Here is a 7,244-nt window from a genome sequence, read left to right as displayed (position 1 = left end):
GCCAGCCATAGGCACGGGCGAGTGCGGCGAAGTCGGGATTCGCCAGGTAGGTGCCGCTGACGCGGCCGGGGTACTCGCGCTCCTGGTGCATGCGGATGGTGCCGTAGGTCGCGTTGTCGACCACGATGCTGATCAGCTTGGTTGCACCATACGCGCTGGCGGTCGCCAGCTCCTGCCCGTTCATCAGGAAGTCGCCGTCACCGGTCAGGTTGATCGCCAGGCGATGCGGCTGCGTCAGGCTCGCGGCCACGGCGGCGGGCAGGCCGTAGCCCATCGAGCCCGCGGTCGGGGCAAGTTGCGTCTTGCCGGCCAGTGCCAGCCCGCGGTAGCGCAGGTAGCGGTGCAGCCAGCCGGCATAGTTGCCGGCGCCGTTGGTGTAGATGGTGTCGGCGGGCGCCATGCGCTCGATGGTCTTGATCACCACCGCCATGTCCAACGGCTCGACCGACGGGTGTTCGCGGTTGGCTTCGTAGTCGGCGTGGGCTGATGCCGTCCACTCGCCCCACGGCAGTTCGGGCGGCGCCGCCAAGGTTTCCAGCGCTTTGCCAGCACAGCTGAGCGACGCCTGCAACGCGATGTCCGGTGCGTAAACACGGCCGAGTTCTTCGGCGCCGGGGTGCAGGTGCGCCAGCACTTGGCGCGGCCGCGGCGGAGTCAGCAACGTGTAGCCGCTGGTCGTCATCTCGCCCAGGCGCACGCCGACTGCAATGACCAGATCGGCCTCGTCGCGGATGCGTTTCGCCAGCGCGGCATTGATCGCGATGCCCACGTCGCCGGCGTACTGCGGATGCTGGTTGTCAAAGGTGTCCTGGTAGCGGAAGGCGCAGCCGACCGGCAGCTGCCAGTTCTCGGCAAAGCGCTGCAAGGCCAGCGCGCTGTCGCGAGTCCAGCCGTGGCCTCCGACGATCATGAACGGCCGCTTGGCTGCCAGCAGCTTGGTGCGCAGGTCGCGCAAGGCGCCGGGTGCGGGCCAGGCTTCGGCAGGTTCGGCACGGGGCAGCACAGGCGCTGCCGTCGGCGTGGTCAGCAGGTCTTCCGGCAGCGCCAGCACCACCGGGCCGGGGCGGCCTTGCATCGCGACGTGAAAGGCCCTGGCGATGTATTCGGGCAGGCGGTTCGCGTCGTGCACCTCGGCCACCCACTTGGCCATGCCGAGCGTGCCGGGGCCGAAGACCTGGCGGTAGTCCAGCTCCTGGAAAGCTTCGCGGTCACGCTGGTCCGACGCCACCTGGCCGACCAGCAGGATCAGCGGCACGCTGTCCTGGAACGCGGTATGCACGCCGATCGCCGCGTTGGTGGCGCCGGGGCCTCTCGTCACACAGCAGACGGCGGGCCGGCCGGTCAGGCGCGCATGGGCGTCGGCCATGAAGGCGGCGCCGCCCTCCTGCCGACAGGCAATGAAGCGGATCTGCTCGCGGTGCTCGTGAAAGCCGTCGAGCACGGCGAGGTAGCTTTCGCCGGGCACGCCAAAAACGGTGTCGACACCCTGGGCGACGAGCGCCTCGACCAGCGCATGGCCGGCGAGGCGCGAAGAGGTGGATTCAGGCATGCGCGCCACTGTAGCTCGGGACAGTGAGGCCCCCACGCCCCCTCCCGGGGGCTGCCCCCGAGGGGGCTCGCGCAGCGGACCGGCAAAGCCGGATCCGCGCACGCCACTTGATAGGTGGCGACGCTGCGCGCGCCTAGGCGGGATGTCTCCGGCGCGCAAGGCCGACCAGGCTGGCGGCGCCGATGCCCAGCATCAGAGCCAGGGCAGCCCCATAGAACACGTCGTTTGCACGACCGTGGTCCAGCAACGCGCCGAAGACCGGAGCTGCCAGCGCGAAACCCACGTCCAGACCCGAATACACGGTGCCGTAAACACGGCCGGTGGCCCCGGGCGGCGCGGCACGCTTGATCAGCATGTCGCGCGATGGGCCAGCCAAGCCAGTGCCGAAGCCGGCGAGCGCGGCGATGCCGGCGGTCGCCAGCCCCGGCAGCCAACCCGAACCGGCCAGCAGCAACAAGGCGGCCGAGCCGGCCATCGCGAAGCCGATATTGCGCTCCAGCGAAGCCGAGCGTGCCACCCAGAAGCCGCCCACCAGCATGCCGGCCGCACCGCAGAGCATGTAGCCGGTCACGACGAAGGCCGTGATGGTCCCGGGCAGACCGAACATCTGCTGCAAGGCCGGGCTGGCGAAGCTCTGGATTGCGCTCAGGGCTGCCGTCGAGAAGAAGAAGAACGAGAAGCACAGCCACACCGAGGGCAGGCGCAAGAAAGCCATCGGGTGCTCGGCGGGCGCTGAAGACGCAGCCGCGCCGGCGCGCTCGTGGGCCCAGCTGCCCTGTCGATCGTCGATCGCGTCACGGTTCAGCACCAGCAGCAGCAGGATCACCGCAGCCACGAGCGCGCAGCCAACGTAGGCCATGCGCCAGTTCCCGGTGGCCTCGCTGATGCCGATCGAGAACACCGGTGCGAGCGCCCAGCCCAGGTTGCCCGAGATGCCGTGCACCGAGAAGGCGTGGCCCAGCCGCGGCTGCGACACGCGCTTGTTCAGGATCGTGAAGTCGACCGGATGGAATGGCGAATTGCCCAGGCCAGCTAGCGATGCCRCCAACATCAGTCCGCCAAAACCGTTAGCCGATGCTGCGGCCAGCGCCGCAAGAATGAAGCAGCCGAACGCCGCAAACAGCACCGGCCGCGCGCCGGTCTTGTCGACCAGGAAGCCGGCCAGCGCCTGGCCAATGCCCGAGATCACGAAGAAGGTGGTGACCAGCAGCCCCAACTCGGAATAGCTGAGGCCAAACTCGCGGATGAAGACCGGGAACAGCGGCGGCAGCAGCATGTGAAAGAAGTGCGAGCAGCCATGCGCCATGCCGATCAGGCCGATGGTCGTGAAGTCGCGGCGCGCTGCGGCCGCAGCGGGCAAAGGGACGGTGACTGAGTTCATGGGCCCACTGTAGGCAGGCCTTCATCGTCCGGGTTACGATAGATCGACAAGTTCTATCGAATTCATGCCACAGCGCCCCAAACCCGCCGCAGCCCGCAGCCGGACCAGCGTCCCGCCGCTCGACCCGATGCGCTATGCGCCCACTGCCGCGCGGCCACTGCGCGGCAAGGCGCGGCACATGGCGTATCACATGGACATTCAGCCGCATTGGCACAGCTGGGCGCAGCTGGTGTTCTCGATGAGCGGTGCTGTGCGGGTGTCGGCCAAGGGCGATGGCCCAGACAGCAGCTACATGGTGCCGCCTTCACGCGCCGTGTGGATCCCGCCGGGCGTGGTGCATGCAGTGACCGCCGTCGAGCAGGCCGATCTGCGCACGGTGTACCTGCACGAAGATGCAGTCCGACAGCTGGCCGAAGGCAGCGACTGGAGCCAATGCCGCGTGCTGGACGTGACACCCTTGCTGCGTGAGCTGGTGATCCAACTGGCGACTGCACCGGATGGGGAGGCTGTCGATGAGCCCGACCGCACCCGCGAGCAAGGCATCAACACGCTGATCCTTGATGAACTGCGCCGGGCCCGCAGCGTGCAGCTGGGCCTGCCGCTGCCGCGCGAGGGCCGGCTGCGGCGCGTCTGCGAAGCGATGCTGGACGAGCCGCTGCGCCACGCCGACATCGAAGGCTGGGCCGCCGAAGCCGCGACCAGCGCACGCACCCTGTCGCGCTGGTTTGCCGAAGAGCTCGGCACCAGCTACGGCCAGTGGCGCCAACAGCTGCTGCTGGCCAAGGCCCTGACGATGGCCGCGCGCAAGCTGCCGATGAATCTGATCGCCGCCGAATTGGGCTACGCCAGCCCGAGCGCCTTCAGCGCGATGGTCACACGCGCCGTCGGCATGCCGCCGAGCCGTTTCTTCGCCGAGGCTTGACGCCTCTTGACCCTCTTGCGGGTCGGTTTCAGACCCCAACCTAGAATTTGCCCATGACAGAAGCCGTCTATGACTACACCCGGCAAGACGCGACAGGGGCCACCTGCACCGCGCACGCCTGGGCCAAGGTGCCGCCGCCCTTGACGCGGCCGCAGCGTGAGGATTTGAAGGCCAAGGCCGCAGCGCTGTTGAAGGCGAAGAACGCGGTCCTGGTCGCCCACTACTACGTCGAAGACGATCTGCAGGACCTGGCGCTTGAAACCGGCGGCTGCGTCGCCGACTCGCTGGAGATGGCCCGCTTCGGCCGCGACCATGCGAGCCAGACGCTGATCGTCGCCGGCGTGCGCTTCATGGGCGAATCGGCCAAGATCCTGTCGCCCGACAAGCGGGTGCTGATGCCCGACCTGGACGCCACCTGCTCGCTCGACCTGGGCTGCCCGCCGGACGACTTCGCGGCCTTCTGCGACGCGCATCCGGATCGCCAGGTCGTCGTCTACGCCAACACCAGCGCCGCGGTGAAAGCCCGTGCCGACTGGATGGTGACCAGCTCCTGCGCGCTGGCCATCGTGCAGCACCTGAAGGACCAAGGCCAGAAGGTGCTGTGGGCGCCCGACAAGCACCTGGGCCGCTACATCCAGGAGAACACCGGCGCCGACATGTTGCTATGGAACGGCGCCTGCATCGTGCACGACGAGTTCCGCGCCACTGAGCTGGAACTGCTGAAGGCCGAGTACCCGAACGCAATGGTGCTGGTGCACCCGGAGTCGCCCAAAGCCGTGGTCAACCTCGCCGATGTGGTCGGCTCGACCTCTCAGATGTTGAAAGCGGTGGTCGATGGCGCGGCGAAGGAATACATCGTCGCCACCGACAACCAGATCATGCACCGCATGCGCCAGCTGGCCCCGGGCAAGATGCTGATCGAAGCACCGACCGCCGGCAATTCGGCCACCTGCAAGAGCTGCGCGCACTGCCCGTGGATGGCGATGAATGGCCTGCAAGGCGTGATCGACTGCCTCGAACGGGGCCAGGGCGAAATCTTTGTCGACCCGACCGTCGCGCGCGACGCAGTGCGTTGCATCGATCGCATGCTGGACTTCGTCGCCAAGAACCCGAGCGCGCTGGCGCCTCGCGTGCAAGGCATGGTGCGCGGCATCGGCGCCGCCTGACCTCTCACTGATCACCCATGTTCGACCACGACGAAACACTCGAAGAAGCCCGCGCACGCAATGTGCGCGACGCCCTGTTTGAAGACATTGGCCGCGCCGACTGGACGGGCCTGCTGGTACCGGCCGGCCGTCGCGTACATGCGCGCGTGACCGTGCGCGAAGAGGCGGTGCTGTGCGGGCGCGACTGGTTCGATGCCTGCCTGCTCGCGCTGGACGCCAAGGGCCGCGTCGACTGGCAGTACGACGAAGGCGCAATGATGAGCGCCAACACACCCGTTTGCGAGATCGAGGCCGATGCCCGCGCACTGCTGTCGGCCGAGCGGCCGGCGCTGAACTTTCTTCAACTGCTGTCCGCCACAGCCACGGTCACCCGCCGCCATGTGGATGCGATCGAAGGCGCCTCGCCCAACCCACGCGGCTGCGCGGTGCTCGACACGCGCAAGACCATCCCGGGCCTGCGCCAAGCGCAGAAATACGCGGTGCGCGTGGGCGGCGGCCAGAACCAGCGGCTGGCGCTGTGGCACGGCATTCTGATCAAGGAAAACCACATTGCCGCGGCCGGCGGTATCGGCCCAGTGCTGCGCAATGCCCGCGAGCTGAACGCCGGCGTCGAAATCCAGATCGAGGTCGAATCGATTGCCCAGTTGCAAGAAGCGCTCGACAACGGCGCCACCAGCGTCTTGCTTGACAACTTCAACCCCACGCTGATGAAGGACGCCGTCGCGCTTGCAGGCAACCGTGCGCTGCTCGAAGCCTCGGGCGGCATCACGCTTGAAGGCCTGCACGAGATCGCCGCCACCGGCGTCGATCGCATCTCGATCGGCAAGCTGACCAAGGACGTGATCGCGGTCGACTACTCGATGCGCGTGCTCGATCGGCTGGACGCCTGAAATATCACGCTATCCCGATGGACCAACGCCAGCCGCCCAGGTGACACTGCCAACCTGTTCGACCCTGGCACAACCCACACGACGCATGGACTCCGCCTCGATCCACAACTTCTACGAAAAAGTCGTGTTCTCCGCCGTGCAAGAGCAGGCGAGCAACTACCCCCATCTGCAGGCCAACAGCGACACGCTGGCCGACATCGCCTGCGTCGCGCTGAACCGGCTGCCACCGCGCTACATCCGCCACGACGTGGACTTCGCCTTCTTCCAGACCGAGCACGAACGTGCCGAGTCGGAACGCTCGGTGCAAGAAGCCGTCGAGTTCGCGTTCGGCTTTGTCCAAGCGCGCAATGCGATGCGGGCCAGACGTTGAGCCCCCACACCCCCTACCGGGGGTTGCCCCCCCGAGGGGGCTCGCGCAGCGGACCGGCAAAGCCGGATCCGCGCACGCCACTTGAAGGCGGCGGCCCTGTGGGCGCCGCGTCAATTCATCAGGCCGTAGACACGTTCGGGTAGTACGCGAGAGAGGCCTTTGCGTTCGCCGGCGGGGCCGGTGATCGCGAATTCGGGCTTGGCCGTGTCGCGCATCAACGTACCGGCCACCGGCAGGCCTTGTGCGTTCGTCAGGCAGGCCACCAAGGGGGTGGTCGCACTGGCGCCACGACGGGCCACCACGCCGATCTCGCCGCTCTTCAGCTGAACCAGGTCGCCGGGTGGGTACAGGCCCAGCGCCTTGATCAGGGCAGAGGCGAGCCCGCTGCCCCGCTCTTCCTGGAACAGTTCCCTGGCAGCCACCTGCACCTGTATCGCCGCGCGGCTGGCGCGGTGGCTGATCTTGGCGGTGAACACGTCGACCACATGCAGTGCGTGGGCCAGCTCGCCGGTCGCCTGGGTGCCGTTCGGGTAGCCCGTGCCGTCGGGCTGCTCATGGTGGTCACGCACCATGGCCAGCCATTCCGGGTCAGTCACGCCCGCGCCTTGCAGCATGGCCACAGAACTCTCGGGGTGCGCCCGGATGCTCTGGCGTTGGCGCGTGGACAGTGGATCCTGCTGAACCGCCATCTGTCCCTGCAGCTCCAGCATCGAGACGTTCATCGTCAAGGCACCCAGCACCAGCCGCAACTTCTGCTCTTCCGACCAGTCGAGTTGACGCGCCAGCACCACCGCCACGGTGGCCGCGTGCAATGCATGCAGCAGCGAATAGAGGGCGAGGCGCTGCTCAGCCGGCCGGATCGTGATGAACAGCGCCACGTCGACATCGCGTTCGACCTGGACCATCACCTGGCGGCCCAAGGCCTCCAGCTCGCTGGCGCAAGGCATGTTCTTGGCAACCTTGCGC

Annotated in this window: 7 protein-coding genes; 4 read left to right on the top strand and 3 right to left on the bottom strand. The window is 67.6% G+C overall.

The genetic code is table 11. The features are described 5' to 3' along the window. A partial coding sequence (locus tag AC1DYI_RS22475) for a thiamine pyrophosphate-binding protein (RefSeq protein ID WP_477206361.1) occupies positions 1–1,549 on the bottom strand: 1,549 nt, incomplete at its 3' end. Between the two features lie 133 nt (positions 1,550–1,682). Continuing rightward, positions 1,683–2,930, bottom strand: coding sequence for an MFS transporter (locus AC1DYI_RS22470; protein WP_477206360.1), 1,248 nt, complete (start codon positions 2,928–2,930; stop codon positions 1,683–1,685). 64 nt (positions 2,931–2,994) lie between these two features. On the opposite strand from AC1DYI_RS22470, the gene AC1DYI_RS22465 reads away from it, so the two are divergent. The 4 genes from AC1DYI_RS22465 (at position 2,995) to AC1DYI_RS22450 (ending at position 6,278) form a co-directional block, all read left to right on the top strand. Next, the gene (locus AC1DYI_RS22465; RefSeq protein ID WP_477206359.1) at positions 2,995–3,852 is read left to right on the top strand and encodes an AraC family transcriptional regulator; all 858 of its coding nucleotides are present in this window, start codon (positions 2,995–2,997) and stop codon (positions 3,850–3,852) included. 53 nt (positions 3,853–3,905) lie between these two features. Next, a complete protein-coding gene (gene nadA / locus AC1DYI_RS22460; protein ID WP_477206358.1) occupies positions 3,906–5,018 on the top strand; it encodes a quinolinate synthase NadA in 1,113 nt (370 codons plus the stop codon). 17 nt (positions 5,019–5,035) lie between these two features. Beyond that, positions 5,036–5,908, top strand: coding sequence for a carboxylating nicotinate-nucleotide diphosphorylase (nadC, locus tag AC1DYI_RS22455; RefSeq protein WP_477206357.1), 873 nt, complete (start codon positions 5,036–5,038; stop codon positions 5,906–5,908). 85 nt (positions 5,909–5,993) lie between these two features. Beyond that, a complete protein-coding gene (locus AC1DYI_RS22450; RefSeq protein WP_477206356.1) occupies positions 5,994–6,278 on the top strand; it encodes a late competence development ComFB family protein in 285 nt (94 codons plus the stop codon). Positions 6,279–6,388: 110 nt separating this feature from the next. On the opposite strand, the gene AC1DYI_RS22445 is transcribed toward AC1DYI_RS22450, so the two are convergent. Continuing rightward, on the bottom strand, positions 6,389–7,244 hold an 856-nt coding region (locus AC1DYI_RS22445), incomplete at its 5' end, for an HD-GYP domain-containing protein (RefSeq protein WP_477206355.1).

It is taken from the genome of Ideonella sp. P3_A4, from assembly GCF_056403075.1.
Note: the sequence above shows the minus strand (reverse complement) of the source record. Positions and strands in the feature narration are given on the sequence as shown.